At 64.2% G+C, this 22,855-nt stretch carries 18 protein-coding genes; 11 read left to right on the top strand and 7 right to left on the bottom strand.

The window, feature by feature from the left end; genetic code table 11:
* The first annotated feature begins 4 nt into the window (after nt 1-4).
* Nucleotides 5-772 carry a sulfite exporter TauE/SafE family protein gene (locus AT302_RS04215; RefSeq protein WP_058377354.1) on the top strand — a complete coding sequence of 256 codons (768 nt, stop codon included), beginning with the start codon at nt 5-7 and terminating at the stop codon, nt 770-772.
* Here the strand turns inward: AT302_RS04215 and AT302_RS04210 are convergent, their stop codons facing one another.
* The gene (locus AT302_RS04210; protein ID WP_058377353.1) at nt 773-2,512 is read right to left on the bottom strand and encodes a cobaltochelatase CobT-related protein; all 1,740 of its coding nucleotides are present in this window, start codon (nt 2,510-2,512) and stop codon (nt 773-775) included. It abuts the gene before it with no gap.
* The gene (locus tag AT302_RS04205; protein WP_058377352.1) at nt 2,509-3,519 is read right to left on the bottom strand and encodes an AAA family ATPase; all 1,011 of its coding nucleotides are present in this window, start codon (nt 3,517-3,519) and stop codon (nt 2,509-2,511) included. The genes AT302_RS04210 and AT302_RS04205 overlap by 4 nt, the downstream gene beginning before the upstream one ends.
* 219 nt (nt 3,520-3,738) lie before the next feature.
* Here AT302_RS04205 and AT302_RS04200 point away from each other — a divergent pair, with 219 nt between their 5' ends.
* Entirely contained in the window at nt 3,739-4,527 is a 789-nt protein-coding gene (locus AT302_RS04200; protein WP_058377351.1) for an IclR family transcriptional regulator, read from the top strand.
* A gap of 59 nt (nt 4,528-4,586) precedes the next feature.
* Here AT302_RS04200 and AT302_RS04195 read toward each other — a convergent pair whose 3' ends face one another.
* Nucleotides 4,587-5,447: an IclR family transcriptional regulator gene (locus tag AT302_RS04195; protein ID WP_058377350.1), complete on the bottom strand. Its 861-nt coding sequence runs from the start codon at nt 5,445-5,447 to the stop codon at nt 4,587-4,589.
* Between the two features lie 351 nt (nt 5,448-5,798).
* Here AT302_RS04195 and AT302_RS04190 point away from each other — a divergent pair, with 351 nt between their 5' ends.
* The 4 genes from AT302_RS04190 to AT302_RS04175 all read left to right on the top strand — a co-directional run bounded on the left by AT302_RS04190 (nt 5,799) and on the right by AT302_RS04175 (nt 11,767).
* Nucleotides 5,799-7,472 (top strand): GMC family oxidoreductase, encoded by a 1,674-nt coding sequence (locus AT302_RS04190; RefSeq protein WP_058377349.1) that lies wholly within the window; start codon nt 5,799-5,801, stop codon nt 7,470-7,472.
* Between the two features lie 52 nt (nt 7,473-7,524).
* The gene (locus tag AT302_RS04185; protein WP_058377348.1) at nt 7,525-8,853 is read left to right on the top strand and encodes an MFS transporter; all 1,329 of its coding nucleotides are present in this window, start codon (nt 7,525-7,527) and stop codon (nt 8,851-8,853) included.
* A 141-nt stretch (nt 8,854-8,994) separates the two neighbouring features.
* Nucleotides 8,995-10,290 carry an MFS transporter gene (locus tag AT302_RS04180; RefSeq protein WP_058377347.1) on the top strand — a complete coding sequence of 432 codons (1,296 nt, stop codon included), beginning with the start codon at nt 8,995-8,997 and terminating at the stop codon, nt 10,288-10,290.
* Nucleotides 10,291-10,516: 226 nt separating this feature from the next.
* Complete coding sequence (locus AT302_RS04175) at nt 10,517-11,767, top strand: sensor domain-containing phosphodiesterase (protein WP_058380091.1); 1,251 nt, start codon at nt 10,517-10,519, stop codon at nt 11,765-11,767.
* 57 nt (nt 11,768-11,824) lie between these two features.
* Here AT302_RS04175 and AT302_RS04170 read toward each other — a convergent pair whose 3' ends face one another.
* Nucleotides 11,825-12,754, bottom strand: coding sequence for a LysR family transcriptional regulator (locus AT302_RS04170; protein WP_064675031.1), 930 nt, complete (start codon nt 12,752-12,754; stop codon nt 11,825-11,827).
* A 154-nt stretch (nt 12,755-12,908) separates the two neighbouring features.
* Between AT302_RS04170 and AT302_RS04165 the strand changes: the two genes are divergently transcribed.
* The 3 genes from AT302_RS04165 (at nt 12,909) to AT302_RS04155 (ending at nt 17,023) form a co-directional block, all read left to right on the top strand.
* Nucleotides 12,909-14,300: an MFS transporter gene (locus AT302_RS04165; RefSeq protein ID WP_058377345.1), complete on the top strand. Its 1,392-nt coding sequence runs from the start codon at nt 12,909-12,911 to the stop codon at nt 14,298-14,300.
* Nucleotides 14,301-14,488: 188 nt separating this feature from the next.
* Complete coding sequence (locus AT302_RS04160; protein WP_058377344.1) at nt 14,489-15,553, top strand: porin; 1,065 nt, start codon at nt 14,489-14,491, stop codon at nt 15,551-15,553.
* 42 nt (nt 15,554-15,595) lie between these two features.
* Complete coding sequence (locus AT302_RS04155; RefSeq protein WP_058377343.1) at nt 15,596-17,023, top strand: M20 family metallopeptidase; 1,428 nt, start codon at nt 15,596-15,598, stop codon at nt 17,021-17,023.
* Between the two features lie 75 nt (nt 17,024-17,098).
* Here the strand turns inward: AT302_RS04155 and AT302_RS04150 are convergent, their stop codons facing one another.
* Nucleotides 17,099-18,205, bottom strand: coding sequence for an NADH:flavin oxidoreductase/NADH oxidase (locus AT302_RS04150; RefSeq protein ID WP_058377342.1), 1,107 nt, complete (start codon nt 18,203-18,205; stop codon nt 17,099-17,101).
* 171 nt (nt 18,206-18,376) lie between these two features.
* On the opposite strand from AT302_RS04150, the gene AT302_RS04145 reads away from it, so the two are divergent.
* A complete protein-coding gene (locus AT302_RS04145; protein WP_058377341.1) occupies nt 18,377-19,300 on the top strand; it encodes a LysR family transcriptional regulator in 924 nt (307 codons plus the stop codon).
* Between the two features lie 90 nt (nt 19,301-19,390).
* Nucleotides 19,391-20,509, top strand: a complete 1,119-nt coding sequence (locus AT302_RS04140) for a DJ-1/PfpI family protein (protein WP_058377340.1) — start codon at nt 19,391-19,393, stop codon at nt 20,507-20,509.
* 9 nt (nt 20,510-20,518) lie between these two features.
* Here the strand turns inward: AT302_RS04140 and AT302_RS04135 are convergent, their stop codons facing one another.
* Both AT302_RS04135 and AT302_RS04130 read right to left on the bottom strand, forming a co-directional pair.
* Nucleotides 20,519-21,538 (bottom strand): GlxA family transcriptional regulator, encoded by a 1,020-nt coding sequence (locus AT302_RS04135; protein ID WP_237172056.1) that lies wholly within the window; start codon nt 21,536-21,538, stop codon nt 20,519-20,521.
* Nucleotides 21,539-21,618: 80 nt separating this feature from the next.
* Nucleotides 21,619-22,773 carry an ABC transporter substrate-binding protein gene (locus tag AT302_RS04130; protein ID WP_157125676.1) on the bottom strand — a complete coding sequence of 385 codons (1,155 nt, stop codon included), beginning with the start codon at nt 22,771-22,773 and terminating at the stop codon, nt 21,619-21,621.
* Nucleotides 22,774-22,855: the final 82 nt, after the last annotated feature.

The raw sequence follows: 22,855 nt of genomic DNA, 5'->3' as shown, positions 1-22,855 counted from the left end.
CGGCATGACACTTCCCGCGATTCTTCCGCTGTTGCCGTTACTGTTGTTGCTCGGCTTTGCGACGTACTTTCAAACCGTGACCGGCTTCGGTCTGGGCATGATCGTGCTGGGCGGCGCGAGCGGCTTTGGGCTCGCCCCGGTCGCCAGCGTGGCCATCCTCGTGAGTCTGGTCACGCTCGTCAACAGCGCGCTGGCGCTGCCCGGCACATGGCATCACATCGACTGGCGGGCTGTGGGTGCCGCCACACTCGGCATCATCCCGTCGGTCGTCGTGGGCGTGCTGCTGTTCGACTATCTCAACGGCATGGCGTCGAACGTGCTGCATCTGCTGCTGGGCGCCGTCGTGCTTTACGGCGGCATCGGTGCGGCCTTGCGTCCAGCCCCCAAGCCAGAGCGCTCGGGCGACAAGGGTTTCTTCCTGAGTGGGATTTTCGGTGGCTTGCTGAGTGGGATGTTCGGCATTTCCGGGCCGCCGCTGATCTTCTATTTCTATCGGCAACCGCTCACGCTGGTGCAGATCCGCTGTGCGTTGATTCTGCTGTTTGCCGTGACCGCGTCGATCCGCACGGTCTACAGTGCGTTTGCCGGGCAGTTGCCCGCGCCGGTCTGGTGGCAGGCGGGGATGGCGCTCCCTGTGGTTGCACTGGCCACGCTGCTGGCCCGCCGGCATCCGCCGCCGCTCTCAGGCGTCGTGACGCGGCGAATCGCCTTCACGACGCTGATGCTGCTGGGCGCTCATCTGATGATCAGCGCCCTGCTCGCAATGATCTGATCAGTGCCCCCGGCGGCCACCGCTGCCGATCCACTCCACCAACTTCGAGAACATCGTCATGTCGGGCAGTGACGTGAGATCGAGCGCCAGTGCATTGCGGTAGTACGGGCTCAAATCGAGACCGACACCCAGCCCCAGCACCTCGACATCGCCACGCGCTTGCTGTTGCGCCACGACTTCACGCAGATGGTGATCGAGATAGTGTTCGTCGTTGACCTGATTGGTGGCGGCGTCCATCGGGCTGCCGTCGGAAATCACGATCAACAAGCGCCGGTTCGCCACGCGCGAGCGCAGACGCTCACAGGCCCATTCGACCGCTTCGCCATCGACACCTTCCCGAAACAGATCGGCCTTGAAGAGCGAGGCAATGTCGGTGCGCGCACGCCGCCAACTCGTCACCGCATCTTTGAAAATCAGATGCGACACTTCGTTCAAGCGCCCCGGAAACGGCGGCTTGCCGCGTGCGAGCCAGTCGGTGCGCGCGCGCCCGCCATTCCATGCGCCGGTGGTAAAGCCGAGGATTTCGTTGGTGACGCCGGCGGCATCGAGTGCGCGGGAGAGGACGTCCACGATCATGCCGACCGATTCGATCTGCGCCTTCATCGAACCCGAGCAATCGATCAGAAAACTCACCATCGACTCGGCAACGAGCGTGTGTTTCTCCAACCGGAAAATTCGGCGCTCCGCCGGTGAGCTGACGAGTTGTGCCAGCCGTCGCCCATCAATGCGCCCCTGCTCTTCGCCGAACGACCAGCCGTCACGTTGCGCGACGGCCAGCGCGGCTTTGAGCGCACGCGCGAGGCGCGGCACGTTGATGGCCTGTGCGACGATGCGCTCGTCCAACCGCTCGCGGAATTCCGCAAGCAGGGTACGGCGCACCAGCGCGCCCGCATAGACCTCGCGATCGTAGCGGTTCGTAAAGACGCGATAGCCCTGCTCCGACGCCTTCAATACGCGGCTGTCGCCGGAGTGCGCCAGCGTAATGCCGTCGTCTTCGCGTTCGTCGAAATCGAGAAACAGCGAGAACGCATTGCGCACGCCCTTCTGATCTTCATCTTCCTTGGGTTCGGCATCGTCGCGCTCGCCGCTCGCCGACCGGATCATGGCGGCGATCTCGGCGGCCAGTTCGCGCGCGTACACGGCAAACGCGGCCTGATCGGCACGTGTGCGCCGCATGCCCGCCAACGCGCCGCCGATGACAGGCGCAATCGCCATGCGGGTGGCTTCGATGAGACCTTCCGTCTCGTCGATCACCGGATAGCCCGTCAGCCGCGACCAACTCATCTGCGCGACGGTGTAGAGCAACAACCCCACATGACTGTCGGCCACCCCGGTTTCGTGCATCGCGCGCGACCACGCTTCGAAGCGCTCGCGCAGGTTGCTGGCGATGCCCGGCATGCCCGGTGGTACAAAGGTTTCGCAGCGCAGTTGTTCGAGCAGCTCGAACAACAGGCGCTCCAGCGGCGCGTCGGGGAGCAGGCTGCGATGCAACGCGGCATCGCTGTGACGCAAGCGCAATGCCGCGCCGTCGGCGGCCCCGCGCAACGAACGGAACGGATCGTGCGGCGTCGGCAACGTTTGCAGGTGCGGGGCATGCAACGGCAGCGGCCGCATGTTCCGGCACAGCCGCGCGCCGCTGTAGTGCAACGCGGCGTCGCCGGTGAGCGCTCGCACGGTGGCCGCGCACAGCGCTTCGCCGCGTGCGGCGCGCCGGGCGGCTTCGCGATCCGAGATCGTCATGACGCATCGGCCAGCAGCGAGCGCGTGCCGTCGTCGAGCGTCAGTTCGCGACCGAACGCGCGTTGGTAGTACTCGGCGACAATGGGCCGTTCCGCCTCGTCACACTTGTTGAGAAAGGTCAGGCGGAACGCCAGCCCTTCGTCGCGGAAGATGCCCACGTTCTCGGCCCAGTTGATGACCGTGCGCGGCGACATGAGGGTGGAGAGATCGCCGGTGGCAAAGCCCTTGCGGGTAAGTTCGGCCACGCTGACCATCGAGTCGATCAGCGTGCGCCCGGCGTCGGTGCCGAGCTCCGGCACCCGCGCCAGCACGATACCGGCCTCGTCTTCGCGCGACAGATAGTTGAGCGTGGCGACCACGTTCCAGCGGTCGATCTGCGCATGATTGAGCACCTGCGTGCCGTGATAGAGACCGTTCAGATTGCCGAGGCCTACGGTGTTCGTCGTCGCAAACATGCGGAACCCCGGGTGCGGATGAATCACGCGGTTCTGATCGAGCAGCGTGAACTTGCCGTCGCGCTCGAGAATGCGCTGGATCACGAACATCACGTCGGGGCGGCCGGCGTCGTACTCATCGAAGATCAGCGCCACTGGCCGTTGCAAAGCCCACGGCACGATGCCTTCCTGAAACTCGGTGACCTGATGGCCGTCGCGCACGACGATGGCGTCTTTGCCGACGAGATCGAGGCGGCTGATGTGACCGTCGAGATTCACGCGCACGCAAGGCCAGTTCAGACGCGCGGCCACCTGCTCGATATGCGTCGACTTGCCCGTGCCGTGCATGCCCTGCACCATCACGCGCCGGTTGTTCATGAAGCCCGCCAGAATGGCCAGCGTCACGTCCGCGTTGAAGCGATAGGCCGTATCGATCTCGGGCACGTGGTCGTCGCGCTCGCGATACGCAGGCACCTTCAGATCGACATCGATACCGAACACGCTGCGCGCGTCGATCAAGTGATCGGGTTGCGCAAACACGCGCTGACTTTGGGTTTCACTCTGGCTTTGCATCACGTCCGTCTCCTGTACCGCGCCGTCTGACCGTCATTTTCGGCATCATAGCGTTAACTATTTTTAGAAACAAATTGTTCCGAAAAATATAATTAACGATTGACGCTCGAGATAGCGTCGTCTACATTCGAGCGAACTGAAACGCATCGGACCCTGCCAATGCCGTTCGACAACCCGTTTGGGTACAATACCGCTGATCCATTTTCCGGAACGGCGCATATGAACGACGCAGCGACCAAGAGCGACTCCTCGGCGGACAGCAAGGCCGACACCCCGACCCTGCGGGCGTTCGCCTTACTGGAATATCTGGTGGCCGCCGACGCCCCGGTCTCGCTCGCCGACATGGCGCACGACATCCAGATGCCCAAGGCATCGTTGCACCGCATGCTCGGCTCGCTCGAAGCGGGCGGCCTCGTGATTCGCGAGCCCGGCCAGAAAAACGCCTATGTGATCGGCCCGCGTCTCGCGCAACTGAGTCTGGGCGTGATGATGCAGGCGGGTGCGCGACGCATGCGTCACGCGATTCTCGGCCGGCTCGTCGCCGACCTTGGCGAGACCTGCAACCTCACGATGCTCCACGAGACGGAAGTGCTCTATCTCGACCGCATGGAAGCGCCGTGGCCGCTGCGTCTCGATCTCAAGCCCGGCTCACACGTGCCTGCGCATAGCAGCGCCAGCGGCAAGTTGCTGCTCGCGATGATGCCGCGCGAACAGCGTGCCGCCCTGCTGCGTGCGATGAAGCTGCAACGCTTCACGCCCAACACGCTGACCGATCCCGAACTGCTCGAGAGCGAGCTCGACCGCATCGCCCACAAGGGCATTGCCGTCGATAACGAAGAGTTCGTGCTGGGGATCGCCTGCGTCGCAGCACCAGTGCTCAAGGAAGATGGGCAGTGCATCGCCGCCGTGGCCGTGCATGCGCCGGTGTCGCGCACGTCGCTCTCGAAAGCGATGGAATTCGTGCCGCGCTTGCAGGAAGCCGCCAAGGAACTCGCCAGTACGTTCTGATAGCGATGATGGGATGTCGGGGGCGCGAGGCTTGCGTTCCCTGCGCCCTGTTCAGCGTCTCAAACCTTCTCCGCTTCGCCCTTCTTTGCCAGCGCATCCTGCTTGCTCGTGCGCTGCCAGTCGAGTAGCGGCACCAACGCCGTCGCCGTCTCGCGCAGCGTCGGCACCAACCCCAGCAACTCCTCCAGCGTCACACGCGCCGTCGGGCCATGCACCGCCAGCACGGCACGCACGTGGCCGTCGTCAGGCGCGCGCACCGGCACCCCCACGGCCACCATGCCGCGCACGAATTCTTCGTTGTCGATACCGATGCCACGTGCCGCCAGCCGGTCGAGTTCGGCATCGAGCAGACTCACGTCCGTGATCGTGCGCGGTGTCATCCGCTTGAGCGTCAGGCGCGCGAGCACGGCACGCCGCTCGGCCGCCGGCATCTGCGACAGAAACAACTTACCGCTCGCCGTGCAATGCAACGGCACCCGCATGCCCGGATGCATCTGCATGCGTAGCGGCTCGTTGGTCTCCACTCGTTCGATGTAGAGCACCTCGTCGCCGTCGAGTGCCGTGAGATTGACGGTCTCGCCAACGCGATCGACCAGTCCGCGCAGCAGCGAGCGTGCGGCACGCGTGAAGTTGTTGTTCGCCAGTGTGACCAGCGCCAGACGCGCCGCCCGCGGCCCCAGCGACAACCCGCGCTCCGAGCCGCGCGAATCAGGCACATGTGCCACGTAGCCGCACAACTCCAGCGCTTCGATCAGCCGCATGAGCGTGGCTTTGGGGATCGACAGACGCGTCGCCAGTTGCGACAGCGTATAGGGCTGCCCGGCGATCGCCAGGCGCTCGATGATGGCCAGTGCCCGCAGGTTACGCGCCTCTTCGCTCGCGCGAATGTCCAGTTCGTCCAGCGTGCCTGTCTCGCGCATCGCGCCTCCTCGCACCCGACCATCAAAATAAAAGAAACAAAATATACCAATTATTTGACGATCATCAGCCCCGGGATTACCCCTGTCCGAGTGACATTCGACGACGACCGGGGACGCGACATCCCTCGCTTCAGCGCCGCCCTCCTCCCCTAGTGAAACCCCGCAGATGCGCCGCAGCAATTGCTTTGTTCTGAGACGTCATCGTCGAATTCCGTTTCAGTTTCCCGTTCTCCGCGTCTTTTCACTTGGCATTTCTCAGACGCTCGCCGACATTGAATCGAAACAATCCGAAACGAATCGTTTCATCCGGGCGCAGTGCACGGATGCGAACTCAGGCAGGAGACAGGCGGTATGGAACATGAGGTGGACTATCTGATCGTCGGCGCGGGCTCGGCAGGCTGCGTGCTCGCAAACCGGCTGAGCGCCGACCCCGCGAACAAGGTGTTGCTGCTCGAAGCGGGCGGACCGGATAGCAATCCGTGGATTCACATTCCCGTCGGCTACTTCAAGACGATGCACAACCCGGCGCTCGACTGGTGCTATCGCACCGAGGCCGACGAGAACGTTGCGAATCGTCAGATCGACTGGCCGCGCGGCAAAGTACTCGGCGGCTCCAGTTCGCTCAACGGGCTGCTTTATGTGCGCGGCCAGCGACAGGATTACGACCGCTGGGCCTCGCTCGGTAATCGCGGATGGCGCTATGCCGACGTGCTGCCCTACTTCAAGAAGTCGGAAGATCAGGAGCATGGCGCGAGCGAGTATCACGGTGCGGGCGGCCCGCTCAAGGTGTCTGACCTGCGACTGCGCCGCCCCATCGCCGATCACTTCATCGCCGCTGCGCAAGACATTGGCATTCCGTTCAACGCGGATTACAACGGCGCCACACAGGAAGGCGTGGGTTACTTCCAGCAGACGGCATTTCGCGGCTTTCGCTGGAGTACGGCAAAAGGGTTTCTGAAGCCCGCACGCGAGCGGCGCAATCTGATTGTCGAGACGCGCGCACAGACGTGTCGTGTGCTCTTCGACGGCAAGCGTGCGGTCGGTGTCGAGTATTTGCAGGATGGGCAGCGCAAGAAAGCCCGGGCACGTGTTGAGGTGATTCTCGCCGCCGGGGCCATCGGCTCGCCGCAGTTGTTGCAGAACTCGGGCGTGGGCCCGACCACGGTACTGGCGAAAGCGGGCGTCGCACTACGGCACGCGTTGCCGGGGGTCGGCCAGAATTTGCAAGATCACTTGCAAGTGCGCCTCGTCTTCAAGACGCGCGAGCGCACGCTGAACGACGAAGTGAACAACCCGTTGCGCAAGGCTCTCATCGGCCTGCAATACGCGTTCGCTCGCACCGGTCCGCTGACGCTGGCGGCCAGTCAGGTGACGATCTTCACGCGCTCACGCCCCGAGGTCGAGCGCCCCGATATCCAGTTCCACATGCAGCCGCTCTCGGCGGACAAGCCCGGCCAAGGCGCGCATCGGTTCTCGGCATTCACGTCGTCGGTCTGTCAGTTGCGTCCGCACAGCCGGGGCAGCGTGGAGATCGCCTCGAACGATCCGCTGCAATACCCGGCGATTCACGCCAACTACTTGTCGGACGCGCGCGACCATCAGGTTGTCATCGACGGCATCAAGGTGGCGCGCCGCATTGCCGCGGCGCCGTCGCTGGCACCGCACATCATCAGCGAATTCGTGCCGGGCGCGCAGTACCAGAGCGATGACGAATTGCTGCAAGCCGCGCGCCGCTACAGCCAGTCGATCTATCACCCCGCAGGCACCTGCAAGATGGGGCACGACCCCATGGCCGTGGTGGACGACCGGCTGCGCGTGCACGGTCTCGCCGGGCTGCGCGTGGTGGACGCCTCGATCATGCCCGAGCTGGTCTCGGGCAACACGAATGCACCGACGATCATGATCGCCGAGAAGGCGGCGGACATGATTCTCGAAGACGGCCGGCGAGGGTCGGGCATGACGGAGATTTATCGCGACACAGACACAAGAACAGCAGCACACGCATCGACGGCGGTCGCAGTCTAGGCAGCGTTGGCAGTAAAGACGGCACACATCATTAAAAGATTCGGAGACAACCATGAATGCATCGACTCAGACCGACGCCCGGCAGATGCGCCGTGTCGTCGTCGCCAGCCTGATCGGCGCCACCATCGAGTGGTATGACTTTTTCCTGTACGGCGTCGTCGCCGGTATCGTCTTCAACAAACTGTATTTCCCGAGTGGCGACCCGCTCGTCTCGACCATGCTCGCCTACGGCACGTTTGCGGTGGGCTTTCTGAGCCGGCCGCTCGGCGGCGTGATCTTCGGCCATTTCGGCGACAAGCTCGGTCGCAAGAGCATGCTCGTGATGACGCTCTCGATCATGGGCGTGGCAACCATGCTCATCGGGCTGGTGCCCACATTCGCGCAAATCGGCCTATGGGCGCCGTGTCTGCTGCTTTTTCTGCGCGTGCTGCAAGGCATCGGGCTCGGTGGCGAATGGGGCGGTGCAGTGCTCATGGCATTTGAATACGCCCCCAAAGAGAAGCGCGGCTATTACGCGAGCATTCCGCAGGTCGGGCTGGCGCTCGGGCTGTGTCTTGCGTCGGGGGTGGTGGCGTTGCTGTCGTACACGCTCACCAACGCGCAGTTTCTCGCATGGGGCTGGCGTGTGGCGTTCTTCCTGTCGGTCGGGCTGGTCGCCATCGGCATGTACATCCGATTGAACGTGATGGAAACGCCCGAGTTCTCGAAGATCAAGAAGGCCGGTGCCGAGATCAAGATTCCGATTGCCGAAGTGCTGACCAAGAGCCCGGGCAACGTGCTCGCCGGCATGGGCGCGCGCTTCATCGACGGGGTGTTCTTCAACATCTTCGGCGTGTTCTCGATTGCCTATCTGACGCAGACGCTCAAGCTCTCGCAGACCGAAGCGCTCATGGGGGTGATGGCCGCCGCGTTCGTGATGATCTTCACGATCCCGTTCTTCGGCAAACTCTCCGACCGCGTCGGGCGCACCCGTATCTACTTCTGGGGCTCGCTCCTCACCGGCCTGTCGTCGTTCGCCGGGTTCTGGCTGATGAAGTCGAGCGGCGGCAATGTGTTTCTCGTGTGGCTCGCTATCGTGATTCCGCTGGGCGTCATCTACGCCTCGGTGTATGGCCCCGAAGCCGCGCTGTTCTCGGAACTGTTCGACGCGCGGGTGCGCTACACCGGCATCTCGTTCGTCTACCAGTTCTCGGGCATCTTCGCGAGCGGCCTGAGTCCGATCATCGCCACCTATTTGTTGCAGAAGAATGGCGGCGAGCCGTGGCTGATCTGTATCTACGTGCTGTGTGCGGGGCTGATCAGTGCGCTGTCGGCCGCGTGGATTGCCAGCAAGAAGCGCCGCCAGCATGTGTGGCACGGCGCGGGCATCGCGGAGCATTGAGACGCACCAAGTCGTCGCCGCAACGACAAAGCGTGCCCTTCGCGGGGCACGCTTTGTGCACTGTGTTTGATGCCGGGCAGGGTCGACGCCTGTGATCTCGTGCGATGATTCAGGGTATCGCTCACCTGCCCACGAGACACGATGCAGCGAGATCCGTCGCTCGATACCTCTTTGCCTGAAGACGAACCCGATCGCCGGGGCCCCCTCTCCGAAGGTGCCCTGCTCGGTGCGCCGTCGCCTGCGCCCGGTCCGGCACCCGCGGATGCCGTGCCGCTGCCCATCAGTGTCTATCCGGCGCTCATGGGCATTCTGCTCGCCTACGGCGTGCTGGTCGTCGGCAACGGGCTGTTCGCCACTTCGATTCCGTTCCACGCGCTGCACTACGGCGCGTCGACGTTTACCGTCGGCGTGATTCAGTCGTGCTATTACGGCGGCTTTCTGCTCGGCGCGTTCTACAACCGCTCGCTCATCGAGCGCATCGGCCAACATCGCGCGTTCGTCGCCTTCACCGCATTGGCCGCGCTGTTCGTCATGGGCTTCGCCGTGAGCGAAACTACGCTCATGCTCTGCCTGTTTCGTCTGGGCACCGGGCTCGCGCTCATGGGCGTGTACACCACGGTCGAGAGCTGGCTCAACGGCTCGGTGCCCAACACCATGCGCGGGCGCGTGTTCGGCTCGTACCTCACGATCAACTATCTGGCCGTAGGTGCCGGACAATTCCTGCTCAACGTTGGCGAAGCCGGTAGCGAAGGGCAACTGTTGCTGGTCGCGGGTCTGTTCGTGGCCTCTATTCTGCCCATCACGCTGATGCAGGGCTGGCCCACGCGCGTGGCCGATGAGCGCCTCGTCAAGCAACCGGCCATGAGCCTGTTCGACGGCATCACCGAGATGGCCCGCGCGACGCCCATCGCCATTCCCGGCTGTATTCTCGCGGGCTTTCTGTACAGCGCGTTCTACGCCATCGTGCCGATCTACCTGACGCGCATCGGGCTGTCGATCGGCAGTCTGTCCACGCTAATGGGCGTGGCACTGTTCGGTGCTCTGCTCATGCAGTGGCCCATCGGCCGGCTCTCCGACCGCATGGACCGGCGCACGCTGTCGCGCCGGCTGGCGCTCGCCTCTGCCGCGTTCTGCGCGCCCCTTATCGTCATTCAGGCGCACTGGCTCGTGTTCCTGCTGATGTTCCTGTTCTCCGCCGCCAACTTCACGCAGTACGGCCTGATCGTCTCGCATGTGAACGATCGCACCGCCCCCGAGCAACGCGTGGTGGTCAGCGCTACGTTGCTGATCCTGTTTTCCGTCGGGGGCATTCTCGGACCGATGATCGCGTCGCTCGTCATGACGCTGGTCGGCCCCGGCGGCCTCCATCTGTTCAATGTGGTCTGCGCGCTGCTGCTCGCGCGCGTGGCGCGGAGGGCGCAGGTGCTTCAGCCCTGAGCGAAAGGCGGGACTTTGATGGGGCTGAAGCGGTGGGCCGACGGGTTCGATCTTCGCCCCAACATGGTGCGAACCCGCCACACACTGGTGCGATACAGGCGTGATGCGGCCCATTGGCGGCCGAAAATCACGGACAATAGCGCCGGCGCCGCCCCTGCGCCTTTGAGCACGGTTCTTGCTCACCTATTCTGTAAACAACATTGCCGCCCCCGTGCCTGTCCACACCATGAGCATGATCGACCTCGACGCCCCCGGTTTGTTGCCGCCCCGCCTCACCGCGGCGGACGACGGCCGCCGTATCGTCATTTACGGCGACTTCACCATTTGCAGCGTCTTCCAGCCGGTCTTCTCGGTGTCGCACCGCCGCGCCATCGGCTATCACGCGTCGCTGCGTGCGCATGACGCGCAGGGCCGCCACGTACCGTCGCACGAAGTCTTCACGCTCGCGGCGCGCCACGGCGACATGCTCGAACTCGGCCGCCTCGCCGAATCGCTGCATCTGGGCAACTTCCATGAATTCGACAGCCGCGACGCGTGGCTCTTCCTGAACCTGCATCCGGCCGCGCTGATGGACACGGTCTACGGCGACGCGCTCATCGCGACGCTCAAAGCCATCGGGCTCTCGCCGCAACGCGTGGTGCTCGAAGTGCCCGAGCAGGCGGGCGGCGACACGCCGCGCTTCGGCGCCATCGTCGGCAGCCTGCGCAAAGCGGGCTTCGTGATCGCGCTGGGCGGCTTCGGCGCCAAGCATTCGAATATCGACCGCGTGTGGGATCTGCGCCCCGACATCGTGGTGCTCGATCGCGGCATTCTCGCGCAAGCCACCGAGCAGTCACATCTCGCACGCGTGCTCCCCGGACTGGTGTCGCTGCTGCACGAATCGGGGCAACTGGTGATGATGGGCGGGCTTACCACCGACCGCGAAGCGTTGATCGCGCTGGAGTGCAACGTCGACTTCGTTCAGGGTCAGTATTTCGCCGCCCCGGATGTCGACCCCGTGCCGTCGAAGGTCGCCGCCGAGCGCATGGACGCCCTTTCCGCCGCGCTACGCACGCAGTTGGTGGAACGCGAGCGTGCCGAGCACGCGCGTCTCGCGCCGTATGTGGCGGGTATCGAAGCGGCCGCCGCGCGTATTGCACAGGGCATGGATATCATCGAGGCGTCGCACGATCTGCTGGCGCTGCCCGACGCGGCACGCTGCTTTCTGCTCGACGCGGCAGGCCGTCAGATCGGCGACAACGTGCTGCCGATCAACCATTCGTCGCAGCGCGCGAAACGCTTCCGCCCGCTGCTGCACTCGCAAGGCGCGAACTGGGCGCGGCGTCCGTACTTCATTCAGGCGATGCGCGAACCCGGCGAAGTGCATTTCACGCCGCCGTATCTGTCGATCAACGAGGCGCACCTTTGCGTGACCGCCTCCATCGCCACCCCGGCGAAGCAGGGCCTGCAAGTGCTCTGCGTCGACATCAACTGGTAATCCTCCGGCACGACAGTGCACTCGGGCGATGGCGCTGATGCCTTGATGTGTCCAGCGCTACGACGCTTTGCCTGCGCGCGCGCCTCGCGTGCCCTGCTCCGCCTTCACCGCATCTTCGATACATCGCACGAAATATTCGGCGGGTGCGGTGAGAATCGCGCTGTCGCGGAACAACAGAAAGAGTTTGCGGGCAGGCGGTTGCTCCAGCAGATCGAGTGTCTTGAGCTCTTCGGCCGCGCCTTCGGTGCGCAGCGCAAGGTGCGTCCATGACGTCACGACATTGCTGTTGACGGCCAGACTGTAGAAGAGCGTCTGCGACGCGCAGCGCGTAATACGACGTGGCGGTGCCAGCCCCTGCCGGGCAAACAACTCCGTGAGGAATGCCTGAAATTCGCTCGACGGTGCCGTGTGCAGCCATTCGGCATCCTGCAAGTCGGCAAGCGAAGTGGCATTCGCCAGTTGCCCGCGCCGTGCCACCGAAAACCACATCGGAAACGTCGCCAGATGCACCGCGCGAACGGTCGCAAATTCACGCGCATCCACGCCCGAGCCCAGCGCAAAATCCAGCGCACCGCTCTTCAACTGCTCCACCAATTGCGACGCACTGAACTCCGAAAACTCGAGCGTCACGTCGGGCATCGTCTGACGAAATCGGTTGTACGCCTTGGGTAGCACGGTGATCGCCGAGAGCGGCGTCACGCCGATGGAAACCCGTCCCTGCCGGGTATCGCGCAGGCGGGTCATCTCCGCCTCCGTGCGCGTCATCTCATTGACGATCAACTCGGCCCGCTGAAGCAGCGCGCGCCCCTCATGCGTGAGCGACACCCCGGTCGAACTGCGCACGATCAACATCAACCCCACTTCGGTTTCGAGATCGCGCAGCGCACGCGTGACGGCCGGTTGCGTGACGTGCAGCGTGCGCGCCGCTTCGTGAATGCTGCCCGTGTTGGCAACGGCCACGAGGGCCCGCAATTGGTGGAGTTTCATCGCTACATACCAAGGGTTATCACTGATAAATGGATGTTATCAGGATAAGAATTTATGCGTATCGGGATTATTACGGCTTGATTACTATCGGCCCGAATCGTCGCATGCGTGCGCATGGACAGAACGACACCCCCAATGCATGGAGACAACCCGTATGACGCCTAACGCCGCCCCGCCCCTCAATGGCGCGCTTGCCAGTTCGCCCCCGCCATCGGGACACGCGGTGAGTTCGTCGCCGTCCGCGACGAGCGATGCCAAAACACGCGCATCACGCCGCCGCACCATCGTCGCCACGTCGGTCGGCAACGGTCTGGAAATGTTCGACTTCACGGTGTTCAGCTTCTTTGCCGGCATCATCGGCAAGAACTTCTTCCCCGTGGGTTCGGGCACCGGTCCGCTATTGCTCGCCATGGCAACGTTCGGCGTGGGGTTCGTCATGCGCCCGCTCGGCGGCATTCTCATCGGTAACTACGCCGACCGTGCGGGCCGGCGTGCTGCGCTCTCGCTCACCATCGCATTGATGATGATCGGCACGGCGCTGATCGCGCTCACGCCGAGCTACGCGAGCATTGGTGTGATCGCTCCCGTGCTGATCGTGTTCGGGCGGTTGTTGCAAGGGCTTTCCGCCGGGGGCGAAATCGGCGCATCGACGACGTTCCTGATGGAATCGGGACCGGCGTCGCGACGCGGCTTCATGGTGTGCTGGCAGATGGTCAGTCAGGGCGCCGCTGCGCTGCTCGGCGCGCTCTCGGGGGCATTGCTCTCGTCGCTGCTCACCCCGGCATCGCTGGAGAGCTGGGGCTGGCGCGTGCCGTTCATCCTCGGCCTGATGGTCGGCCCCGTCGGCATGTATATCCGTCGCAATCTCGATGAGACCTTCGAAGCGCCCGAGCGCGAGCAAAGCGCTGTGGGCGAGATCGTGCGTCACTACCTCGGGCGCGTGCTGCTTGGCACGTTGCTGCTCGTCGGCGGCACGACCATGCTCTACATCATCGTGTTCTTCATGCCCGCTTACGGCGTGCGCACGCTGCACCTGCCGGTGGCCACGTCGTTCCTCGCGGGTTGTGCCTCGGGCGCCATCATCATGGTGTCGTCGCTCGTCTCGGGCCTTTGGATCACGGATCGCGTGGCACGTCGCAAGCCGGTGGTGATCGTCACGTCGCTCATCACGCTGTTGTGCGTGTATCCGGCCTTCAAGTGGCTGACGACCGCACCCTCCGTGCCGCTCATGATCGGCATCGTGACCGTCGTCATGGGCATTGCATCGCTCGGTACCGGCTCGTACTTCCTGCTGATCATGGAAGCGTTTCCGCGCCGCGTGCGCGCCACGGCGCTCGCGATGATCTACAGCTTCGGTGTGACGATCTTCGGTGGCTTCGCGCAGTTCAACGTGACGTGGCTGCTGCACCGTACCGGCGACGCCATGTCGCCCGCGTGGTATCTGCTCGCCTGCGGCGTGGTGAGCCAGATTGCGCTGTGGTGTTTCCCCGAGCGCCCGGCCGACGCCGTGGCACCGGCCACTTCGAGCGCTGCACACAAGGCCTAGCCGCCTCACGGGCTCGCCCGACTTCTCGCTTCTCGTACTTCTCGTACTTCTCGCACTCGACGTTGTACCGACAGGCCGCCGCTCCGGCGCGCGGCCCGGGGCCTTGCACGCTCGCGATTTCGTGCACCGGCCGCCGCGGTGGCGTCGCGCATCAGCCAAGACAGACCAACTACAAGATTCAGAGAGACATGAAACAACGATATTCGCTCGCGCTCGCCCTCGCCGGCATCGGCATCGCTGTTGCGACACCCGCCAGTGCCGCCGTGCAGATTTACGGCGCCGTCGACAGCTTTCTCATGTATTCGCGCAACAGCGGGCAAGAGAACCTGCAACTGCTCTCGGGCGGCGCATCCACGTCGCGCTGGGGCATCACCGGCTCGGAAGACCTTGGCGGCGGCATGCGCGCCGCGTTCCGGCTCGAAAGCGGCTTCGATCTGATGAGCGGCAAGCAACAAAGCAGCAGCGCGTTCTACAACCGCGAAGCCAACGTCTCGCTGTCGTCCGTCGAGTGGGGCACGATCAAGTTCGGCAAGCAATATCCGGCCATCGGTCCGGAAGGCATCGATCCGTTCGTGTCGGTCGGGCAACTCTCGCCGTATGCCACGAGTGCGCTCGTCGTCTCCGATCTCGGCCCCGGTGCGGCGTCGATTCAGGCGCGCGTGGACAACGCCATCAGCTACGAAACACCCGATATCGCGGGCCTCAACGCGACGGTGCTCTACGCCACGCGCAACGTTGCAGGTTCCAGCCCGAACGCCAGCAATATCGGCACGGTGGTGAACTACGGACGCGGCCCGCTGATGCTCTCCGGCTCATACAACGCCGTATGGGCCAACACGAGCACCAGCACGACACCCGGCGCACCGCTCAATGGCCCGCGCACCGACGCCTACATGCTCAGCGCTACGTATCAGTTCGGCGAAACGATGGGCTCGGCGAGCTATGTGCTCACGCGTCCCAACGGACCGGGCACCTTCACCGCACAGGTCTACTCGCTGGGCATGGTCTGGCAACGTGGACCCCATGTGGTGCGCGCAGGCGTCATCTATCGCAACGTCGCGGGCAAGGTTGATCACGCGGTCGGCGCTTTGCTCGGCTACGACTATCAGTTCTCGAAGCTCACCGGCCTCTATGCCCGCGTGGGCGGCTTTCGCAATTACGGGCAATCGTCACTCTCGTTCGGTGCCGATCCGCTCAGCACCCCCGGTATCAATCCCGTCGTCTTCGCCCTCGGCATGCGCCAGAAGTTCTGAGCGCACGTTGGCTTAACCCATCAAGATCATCAGGAGGACTCCATGTCTGACATCGCTTCCCCGCTCGACTACATCGAGCAGCACACCCCGCAATTCACCGAACTCGCCGACAAGATCTGGAACCTCGCGGAACTGCGCTACGAAGAATTCGCATCGAGCGAATTGCACATCGAAGTGCTCGAAGCCGCCGGCTTTCACGTGACGCGAGGCGTCGCCGGGATTCCCACAGCCTTCATCGCCGAAGCTGGCGACGGCGGCCCGATCATCGGCATTCTCGGTGAATACGATGCGCTTTCCGGGCTGAGTCAGGAAGCCGGTGCGCTGCAATGCCAGCCGTCGGCAGAAATCGGCAACGGCAACGGGCACGGCTGCGGCCACCATCTGCTGGGCACGGCCGCTCACTTGGCCGCTGCCGCCGTCAAAGCGCATCTGGACGCGACCGGACAGCCGGGCACCGTGCGCTTCTACGGATGCCCCGCGGAGGAAGGTGGTTCGGGTAAGACGTTCATGGCGCGCGCCGGGTTGTTCGACGATCTCGACGCGGCGTTGTCGTGGCACCCCGCCGTGCATAACGGCGTGTTCAACGGGCGCTCGCTGGCAAACGTGCAGGCGTACTTCCGCTTTCACGGCAAGGCGTCGCACGCCGCCGCGTCACCGCATCTGGGCCGCAGCGCACTCGACGCCGTGGAGCTGATGAACGTCGGCGTGAACTACATGCGCGAGCACATGCTGCCCGACGCGCGCGTGCATTACGCGGTGACCAACACGGGCGGCACGTCGCCGAACGTGGTGCAGGCCAACGCCGAGGTGCTGTATCTCGTGCGCGCACCGCGCAACGATCAGGCGTCGGAGCTGTTCGAGCGCGTGAAGAACATCGCCAACGGTGCCGCCCTGATGACGGGCTGCACGGTCGACGTCGTCTTCGACAAGGCGTGTTCCAACCTCGTGCAGAACAGCGTGCTCAACGACATCGTCTATCGCAATCTGGAGACGTTCGGTGCGCCGCAATACGACGAAGACGAACTCGCTTACGCGCGCAGTGTGCAAGACAGTTCGCTCTCGCCGGAAGATATCGAAGGCGCCACGCGCACGCTCGGTCAGGCATGGCGCAATCCGAAACCGTTGTTCGATCATGTGGCGTTGTTTCAGGCGGGCAACGAACCGACGCTGCATGGTTCGACCGATGTGGGCGACGTGAGCTGGATCACCCCGACGGCGCAGTGCTTCACGACCTGCTATGCGTTCGGCACGCCGTTCCACTCGTGGCAGTTGGTGGCGCAAGGCAAGAGCACGCTGGCGCACAAGGGCATGTTGCTCGCGGCGAAAACGCTGGCCGCATCGGCCCTCGATCTGTTCCGCTCGCCGGAGACGCTCGCCAAGGCCAAGGCCGAATTGCACGAGCGCCGCCAAGGCCGCCCGTACGTCTGCCCGATTCCGGCGGAGGTGAAATTGCCGTTCGCACGCGACTGATCGCGACACGCTCAACGAAAAAACCCGCGCGTCATTCGACGGGCGGGGTTTTTTCATGCTTGCTGCGTGAGACGCTTAGGCCGCGCGTTGCACCTGATAGCGTTCGAGCCAGTGCGCGTACGGTGCGGGCAGCACCCATGACGGACGCGACACGTCGAGTTCGCGGGCGGCGTAATACGGCCAGTGCGGGTTGGCGAGCAGCGCACGGCCGATCATCACCAGATCCATCTGACCACTGGCCACCACGCGCTCGGCAGCGTGCGGATCGTCAATGCCCCACGACGACGCCACGGCAATGCCGGCTTCCTGCTTTACGCGCTCGGCAATCGGCGCGAGGAATGCTGAACCCCAAGGAATCTTTGCCGCCGGGGTCGAGAAACCGACGCTCACGTTGAGCAGATCGAGGCCGCCCTCACGCATCTGACGCGTCAGGGTAATCGACTCGGCCAGCGTTTCTTCGTCGCGACCGTCGTATTCGAGAACGCCGAAACGAGCGGTCAGCGGCAGGTGCTCGGGCCACACTTCACGCACGGCGGCGAGCGTTTCCAGCAGGAAGCGGCTACGGCCGGCGAGATCGCCACCGTAGGCGTCTTCACGATGATTGGCGTGCAGCGAGAAGAAACTCTGCGCCAGATAACCGTGGGCGAAATGCAGTTCCAGCCATTCGAAACCAGCGGCCAGTGCGCGACGTGCGGCTGCCACGAAATCGGCTTTCACACGGGCGATGTCGTCCAGCGTCATCGCTTTGGGCACTTTGCCGAGATGGCCACCGAACGCCACGGCGGACGGCGAAATGGTCGGCCAGCCACGCGGATCGTCTTCCAGAATGTGATCGTCGCCTTCCCACGGGCGGTTGGCGCTGGCCTTGCGGCCTGCGTGCGCAATCTGGATGCCGGGCACGGCACCGTGCGCCTTGATGGCCGACGCAATGCGCGCCATGCCTTGCGCTTGCTCGTCGTTCCACAAGCCCGTGCATCCCGGGCTGATGCGGCCTTCCGGCGACACGGCCGTGGCCTCGACGATCACGAGCCCGGCGCCGCCACGGGCGAGCCCGGCGTAATGGGCAAGGTGCCAGTCGTTGGTCACGCCGTCGACGGCGCTGTACTGACACATCGGGGGAATCGCTACGCGGTTGCGCAGCTTGACGCTTTTCAATTCAAACGGGGAAAACAAGGCGGACATGGTGTGCTCTACGGTGTGAGGGGAAAGCGGCACGGCCAGCGGGGGATCGACAACTCAGGGATCGCATCCCGGGGCCAGCACCTCGGCGGGGTTAGCCGACGCAAGCAATGGTAGCCCGTCGTCGCTATAATGAAAACCATCTGCCGATTATCAATTTGATAACAGTTCATTATGGTCAATCCTCAATGGCTCAAGTCCTTCGCGACACTTGCGGAGCTGGGCAACTTCACCCGCGCCGCCGACCGGCTGGGCCTCACACAGGCCGCCGTCAGCCAGCATGTGAAGCATCTCGAAGACGAATTCGGGCCGCTGTTGGTGCGGCGTCCGCGCGCGATCGAACTCACCCCTGCGGGACACGCGATGCTGGCGTATTGCGCGGAAGTCGAGTGCGCCAGCCGGCACCTGCGCTCGCGGATTGACGACGCCAATGCCGACTGCGGCGAAATCACGCTCATCACACCGGGCAGCATCGGGTTGTATCTGTGCCCGATCCTGCTCGACATGCAGCAGGCCAACCCGTCGATGGCGGTACGGCATCGCTTCGCGCCCGACCGCGAAGTGCTCGAAGGCGTGCTGCAAAATCACTTCGAGCTGGGCCTCGTCACGCTGCGCCCTGACGATCCGCGGCTTGCCGCCACGCCCTTCACGCAGGAGCCGCTGGAACTCGTGGTGCCCGCCGGTGACGACGTGCACAAGTGGGAAGACCTCAAGCGCATCGGCTATATCGATCACCCCGATGGTGAAGCGATGTCGACGCGTTTGCTCAGCCGCCGCTTTCCGGGCAACCCGGGGGTGCGCAGCTTGCCGAGCCACGGATGCACGAACCAGATCAGCCTGATTCTGGAATACGTCGCGCGCGGGCTGGGCTTCACGGTGATTCCGCAGTACGCGCGGCAGGCGTTTGCCGCGCAGGACGCCATTCGTGTGGTCGATTGCGGGCCGCCGGTGGTCGATACGCTATGGCTGATTCATCGTGCAGAGTGGGCACTATCGGCACGCGCGCAACGCGCCGTGGCGTTGTTGCGTGAACGGGTGGATGCGCCGCGTCCGCGTGCGTTCGGCGCATTGACCACGGCAAAGCGGGCGAGCGCGTAGCCGGGTTGGCACAATCTGCGGCATCGCTGTCATTGCGGGGAAGATCAACGCGTCGCTACGCTAGGCGTCTTTCTTTCGCGTGACGCCTCGATGCCCCGCTTTGCCGTAATCTTCTTCGCACTACTCACGCTGGTCGTCTCGCCCCCGGCCCTCGCCGCCCCGGATGCGGCAGATCAGAGCGCCAGTTTCGTCGCACAGCGCGATCTTCAAGACGCCCTGTCAAAGCGCCCGCGCGATCCGGTCATTGCCGTCATCGCACTGAACGAGGGCACGGAAACCACCGATTTCCTCATCCCCTACGGCGTACTCAAACGGGCCGGAATCAAGCACGTGCAGGCGGTGGCCGTCGATGATGGCGATGTCACGTTGATGCCTGCATTGCGTGTCGTGCCCGACATCACCTTCGCCGACTTCGACGCCCGGCATCCCGAAGGGGCCGATATCGTGATCGTGCCCGCCGTGCATGCCGACAACGACCCGCGCATTCTCCGTTGGCTGCAACAGCAGGCAGCACACGGCGCGTTGATCGTGGGCGTCTGCTCCGGCGCGCGTGTATTGAGTCAGGCAGGGCTGCTGAAAGGGCGTCGTTTCACCGGCCATTGGTACGATCGCAGCGACCTGCGCGATGCCAACCCTACGGCGCGCTATGTGCCCGACGTGCGGTATCTGCATGACAACGGCATCGTCACGACAACCGGGGTTAGTGCGTCCGTCCCGCTAGCGCTTGCGCTCGTCGAAGGAATCGTCGGCCGCGACCGCGCGCTCGACGTTGCTCGATCGCTCGGCGCAACCGACTGGTCGGCACAACATAGGAGCGCGGGTTTTCAACTGAACACCCGACGTTTGTGGACGGTGGCAAGCAACGCCGTGAGTGTGTGGCGACATGACACGCTCGCCATTCCGGTCGCTGACGGGGTCGACGATATCGCGCTCGCGCTGACCGCTGATGCGTGGTCGCGCACTTGGCGCACAACCGTCATTGCGACGCCCGTCTCAGCGGCCAGCGCTGACCGGGTGCGACTGGCCAGCGGTCTCACGCTCGTGACGACGGCGTCACGCCCCAGTGCCGCGCGCCCGCTGGCATTGCCGCCGAACCGCAACGCAATGATGCAGTTCGTGCAATCACTGCATGACATTGCGCAACGCTACGGCGCTGCCGAGCGCGATATCGTGGAACTCGCGATGGAGTATGTCCCGCCGTCGCGCTAGCCACCCCCGTTATGCCTCCCGGCGATAGTCCGCCATCGATGTGCCGAACGTTGTGCGAAACGCCCGTTGCAAGGCATCGACGCTTTGGAATCCACTGCGCTGTGCGATCCGCTCCTGCGTCCACGTCGTCTGACGCAGCAACGACGCCGCGAAGTCCACGCGCGAACGTGTGACGTAACGCGCGGGCGACGTGCCCGCTTCTCTTGAAAACGCTCGCGAGAAATTACGCGGACTCATGCGGGCGACGGCGGCGAGCGCATCGACGGACAGGTCGCCGTCGAGGTGGCTTTCAATCCACGCGATCACATCGCGCACCGGCGACGACGCACCGCTTTGCAGCGTCAACGACCGGCTCACCTGCGACTCGGCACCGCCTCGCACCACAAACAGCGCAAGGTCGCGGGCGATATCCATCGCCACCGCCCGGCCGAGATCGGCTTCGATCATGCCCAACGCCATATCGATCCCGGTCGTCACGCCGCCTGACGTCCAGACATTGCCATCGCGCACGAACACGCGGTCGCGCTGCACCTGCGTGCCCGCGCACATGGATTCGAGACGATCGCAAGCGCGCCAGTGCGTCGTCGATTGCCGCGCGTCGAGCAGCCCCGCCGCCATCAGCACGAATGCCCCGGTGCACACGCTCGCCACGCGACGCGCCTGTTGCGCTGCCCGCGCCATCCATTCAGCAGCACCATCGTCAAGAATCGCACGGCGTAGCGCGGCCTCTTCGCCACCGGCGACGATGATCGTGTCGATCGGATCGTCAGAACGGAGGGGGCCGCCAAGCGTCGACAGCGCGAGCGTGTCGGCAAGCGACAACCCGGCACTGGTGTGCACATTGCCGCCGTGGGGCGATGCGATGGAGATGCGATAGGCGCCCGGCACCGCGAGCGATGCCTTGGCGAAGGCGCTGGCCGGCCCGGCAACGTCAATGGCTTCCACGCCTTCAAAGGCAATGATGACGACGTGGCGGCAAAGACCGGATGGTTCGGCGGCCGTGTGGTTGGAACGAACCTTGGCTATCACGCATTTCCCCGTGAGCACGCGAGCGACAATGCCCGCACGCAGGCGAGCATTGTAGCGAGCGCACGAGAACGATGCGGACCTTAGCGTGCCGCCTGCGTGAACTTGTTGAATGACGGATCGAACAGCCCTCGCACATCGAAGCCCTTGGCAAGCGTGCCGGTCTTCACGAAATCGTCGACGCTCTTCTGCGCCTCCGCAATCGATGCCTCCGTGAGCGGCTCGTACCGGACGCGCGACGTGCTGAACCACTGATGCGCAAGCTTGGGATCGATGCGCGACTTGGCCGCCCACACGTCGGCATAGCGATCGATGTGGCGCGCATCGGCAAGCGACCAATCTCGTGCGCGTTGATAGCGCTGCACGAAGTCACCCAGCAACTCGCGCTTCGTCTCGATGACCTTCTCCGTGGTCGACAGATAACTCTGCGCTGCGATCAGCCCGCGTGCCGTCACCACTGTGCGAGCCCCCGCTTGCCGCAGACGCGACACGTACGGCTCCCATGTGGCCGTGGCATCCACCTTGCCCGCCTGCAATGCTGCGGCCGAATCGACCGACGCCAGATACGAATACTTCACCGCATCGAGCGGCAACCCTGCCGATGTGAGCGCCGCCTGCACCAGTTGCTGCGACCAGCCACCGCGCGTGATGGCCACCGTCTTGCCCTTGAGATCCTCCACCGTCTTGATCTGCGTGTGCGGGCCCGCGAGCAGCACGACGCTGTCGGGACTGTCGCGATAGATGCCGATGACCTTGATCGGCGCCCCCTGCGCGGCGAGGAACAACACCGGGCCATCACCTTGCAAGCCGATGTCCAGCGCCCCCGCGTTGACGGCTTCGATCACCGGTGTGCCCGCCGGAAACTGCTTCCATGCCACGGTGTATGGCGCATCGCGAAGCACGCCTGAGGCTTCGAACAGGCTCTGCGCATTGAAGGCCTGATCGCCCACGACGAGCACCGGCTTCTCCTGCGCGTCTACAGCAGTGAACGGCAAAATCGCAGCCACACTCAACCCGATCACCAGCGCACGGCGCAGGCGCGAACGCCATGCGGGCCATCGGTTGCGCAACGTCGTCAGCAGATCGCTGCGCGCCGACTGCGCAAGCGTCGCGCGTATCAGCGCGGCACGGGACAGCATTGGCGCGGAGATATCCGGCGCAGGCGTGTGACGCTCGAGGGACGGGACGACGGGCGCGATTTGGGCGGTGTAAGCGAGGTGAGAAGGCGAGTACGTCATGACATAGCACCACGCGCGAGCGCAGCGATGAGAGTGGACGGACCGGCCAGTCTATGCAGACGGCGAGTGCCGCCCAACCATC

The organism is Pandoraea norimbergensis, assembly GCF_001465545.3.
Taxonomy (GTDB): domain Bacteria; phylum Pseudomonadota; class Gammaproteobacteria; order Burkholderiales; family Burkholderiaceae; genus Pandoraea; species Pandoraea norimbergensis.
This window is presented reverse-complemented; position numbering and strand designations above follow the sequence as displayed.

Coding starts and splice junctions, on each gene's coding strand:
- AT302_RS04130 (WP_157125676.1), bottom strand. CDS start 22,773: ATGACGTACTCGCCTTCTCACCTCGCTTACACCGCCCAAATCGCGCCC.
- AT302_RS04160 (WP_058377344.1), top strand. CDS start 14,489: ATGAAACAACGATATTCGCTCGCGCTCGCCCTCGCCGGCATCGGCATC.
- AT302_RS04215 (WP_058377354.1), top strand. CDS start 5: ATGACACTTCCCGCGATTCTTCCGCTGTTGCCGTTACTGTTGTTGCTC.
- AT302_RS04175 (WP_058380091.1), top strand. CDS start 10,517: ATGAGCATGATCGACCTCGACGCCCCCGGTTTGTTGCCGCCCCGCCTC.
- AT302_RS04190 (WP_058377349.1), top strand. CDS start 5,799: ATGGAACATGAGGTGGACTATCTGATCGTCGGCGCGGGCTCGGCAGGC.
- AT302_RS04210 (WP_058377353.1), bottom strand. CDS start 2,512: ATGACGATCTCGGATCGCGAAGCCGCCCGGCGCGCCGCACGCGGCGAA.
- AT302_RS04145 (WP_058377341.1), top strand. CDS start 18,377: ATGGTCAATCCTCAATGGCTCAAGTCCTTCGCGACACTTGCGGAGCTG.
- AT302_RS04140 (WP_058377340.1), top strand. CDS start 19,391: ATGCCCCGCTTTGCCGTAATCTTCTTCGCACTACTCACGCTGGTCGTC.
- AT302_RS04170 (WP_064675031.1), bottom strand. CDS start 12,754: ATGAAACTCCACCAATTGCGGGCCCTCGTGGCCGTTGCCAACACGGGC.
- AT302_RS04195 (WP_058377350.1), bottom strand. CDS start 5,447: ATGCGCGAGACAGGCACGCTGGACGAACTGGACATTCGCGCGAGCGAA.
- AT302_RS04185 (WP_058377348.1), top strand. CDS start 7,525: ATGAATGCATCGACTCAGACCGACGCCCGGCAGATGCGCCGTGTCGTC.
- AT302_RS04155 (WP_058377343.1), top strand. CDS start 15,596: ATGTCTGACATCGCTTCCCCGCTCGACTACATCGAGCAGCACACCCCG.
- AT302_RS04150 (WP_058377342.1), bottom strand. CDS start 18,205: ATGTCCGCCTTGTTTTCCCCGTTTGAATTGAAAAGCGTCAAGCTGCGC.
- AT302_RS04205 (WP_058377352.1), bottom strand. CDS start 3,519: ATGCAAAGCCAGAGTGAAACCCAAAGTCAGCGCGTGTTTGCGCAACCC.
- AT302_RS04180 (WP_058377347.1), top strand. CDS start 8,995: ATGCAGCGAGATCCGTCGCTCGATACCTCTTTGCCTGAAGACGAACCC.
- AT302_RS04200 (WP_058377351.1), top strand. CDS start 3,739: ATGAACGACGCAGCGACCAAGAGCGACTCCTCGGCGGACAGCAAGGCC.
- AT302_RS04165 (WP_058377345.1), top strand. CDS start 12,909: ATGACGCCTAACGCCGCCCCGCCCCTCAATGGCGCGCTTGCCAGTTCG.